This is a genomic window from Nostoc sp. CHAB 5715, from assembly GCF_020829685.1.
Taxonomy (GTDB): Bacteria; Cyanobacteriota; Cyanobacteriia; order Cyanobacteriales; family Nostocaceae; genus Nostoc.
On record NZ_JAIVFR010001085.1, the window covers coordinates 1 to 2,338 of the forward strand.

The following is a 2,338-nucleotide window of genomic DNA, read 5'->3' on the forward strand; positions in this document are numbered from 1 at the left end:
GTTTTGTTATGTGCTGAACTCGCGGCAGATGGGCAAGTCTAGCTTGCGAGTGCAGATGATGCAAAGGCTACAAGCAGAAGGAATCATCTGTGCGTTTATTGATTTGACAGGAATGGGAACACAAGATGTAACTCCAGAAAAGTGGTATGCTGGGATTGTCCAATCTTTGGTGAGTAGTTGCCAACTGCACTCAAAAATTCAATGGCGGAGTTGGTGGCGTGAGCGGCGAGATTTGCTTTCACCGTTGCAGTGTTTGAGCCAATTTATTGATGAAGTACTGTTAGTAGAGGTGAAGCAAAATATAGTTATTTTTATCGATGAAATTGATCGCGTTTTGAGTCAGAATTTTTCATTGGATGATTTTTTTGCTTTAATTAGATTCTTCTTTCAGCAACGAGAAGTTAATTATGAATATAGGCGTTTGACTTTTGCACTATTGGGGGTTGCAAATCCTAACGAACTGATTCAAGATAAGACCCAGACACCATTCAATATTGGCAAGGCGATTGAACTGCAAGGATTTCAGCCTGATGAAGTGCAACCATTAATAAATGGTTTGAACCAGAGAGTGAGTAACCCCGAAGCGGTTCTCATGCAGATATTAGAATGGACAGGTGGGCAACCGTTTCTGACGCAAAAGCTGTGTCAGTTTATAGTTTTGGAGTCAACTGCTCAAAGATTTTCATCGGTTGAGCAAGTAGTAAAGTCGCACATTGTTGAGAATTGGGAATCTCAAGATGAACCTGAGCATTTGAGGACGATTCGCGATCGCATTTTGTACAGAAATGAAAAACGTACAGGTAGATTATTAGAATTATACCAGCAAATTTTACGTCAAGGAGAAATTCCTGCTGATGGTACTCCTGAACAAATCGAATTACGACTCTCAGGGTTAGTAGTCGAGCAACAAGGCAAGCTCAAGGTATATAACCGTATTTACGAAGCTGTCTTTAACCACAGTTGGGTTGACCGTAATTTAGCACAGTTGCGACCTTATGCTGAAGCGATCGCAGCCTGGTCAGCATCAGCTTGCCAAGATGAATTTTATTTATTGCGAGGACAAGCCTTACAGGATACCTTAGCTTGGGCATTAGGTAAAAGCCTTGGCGATTTAGATTATCAATTTTTAGCCGCTAGTCAGGAATTAGCCAAACGCCAAGCCCAAGCACAAGCTAATAAACTTTTGGCACAAGCTAGACAAAAAGCCAAGCTAGAAGTTTTGCAACGGCGAATTGGCTTATTTTGGATACCACGGATTGCTATATGTGTGACTGCACCTATTCTACTGCTGCGCTTTGGTGGACTGTTGCAGGGTAGCGAGTGGAATATGCTTGACCAGTTTTTTCGCTGGCGGCTGTTGCTAGAGTCACCAGAGAAACGGATAGCGATTGTCACTATTGATGAAGAAGATATAAAAAAGGCAGGAAAGTGGCCTATTCCTGATCAAGTTTTAGCTAAGGCAATTGCTAATATTAAAGCCCAAGAACCTAGAGCAATTGGTTTAGATATTTATCGAGATTTACCTGTAGATCCCGGGCATCAGGACTTGGTTAACATCTTCCAATCAACTCCTAACTTATATGGAATTGAAAAAGTTGTGGGAAGTAAGATTAATACCATTGCGCCTCCTCCCACTCTCAACCCCGAAAGAGTGGGCTTTGCCGATCAGGTGGTGGATGCAGATGGTAAGGTGCGTCGTGCATTATTATTAGTACTCTCACAAGATGAAACACGCTACAGTTTGGCAATGAAACTGGCGCAGCACTATTTACAGGACAAAGGGATAACCATAGAATTGGTTGACAACGACCCCCAACGTCAAAGGTTGCATTGGGGTAAAGCAGTCTTGGAAAGGTTTGTGGGCAATGATGGAGGCTACGTCCATGCGGATTCTGGAGGTTACCAAATTTTGCTGAACTTTAGAGGGAATCAGGAAAATTTTGCTACTTTCCCTTTAAGGGATATCTTAGAAAAGCGCATTCCCCCTGATAGTTTACGCGATCGCCTAGTTTTAATTGGCACTACTGCTGCAAGCATTAAAGATGTATTTTATACGCCCTATAACAGTGGTCTATTTAGTTCTTCACAGCCGATGACTGGGGTGAGTGTTCATGCCAACATTATCAGTCAAATAATTAGTGCTGTTGTTAATGGCAGACCTTTGCTTCGTGTTTGGCAAAAACCCATAGAATGGCTGTGGATTTTAGTTTGGGCGGGGAGTAGGGAATAGGGAGTAGGGAGTAGGGAATCAGGCTTTTCGAGGTGTACGGTGTTTATTCAAAAATCAAATAGGAATCCTATATTTGCAAAGGTAATGCTCCCGACTCTAAGTTATATC

The 2,338-nt window shown here is 42.3% G+C and carries 1 protein-coding gene; it reads left to right on the forward strand.

Annotated elements, in window-relative coordinates; translation table 11 throughout:
• A partial coding sequence (locus LC574_RS36195; protein ID WP_229458444.1) for a CHASE2 domain-containing protein occupies window positions 1-2,230 on the forward strand: 2,230 nt, incomplete at its 5' end.
• Window positions 2,231-2,338: the final 108 nt, after the last annotated feature.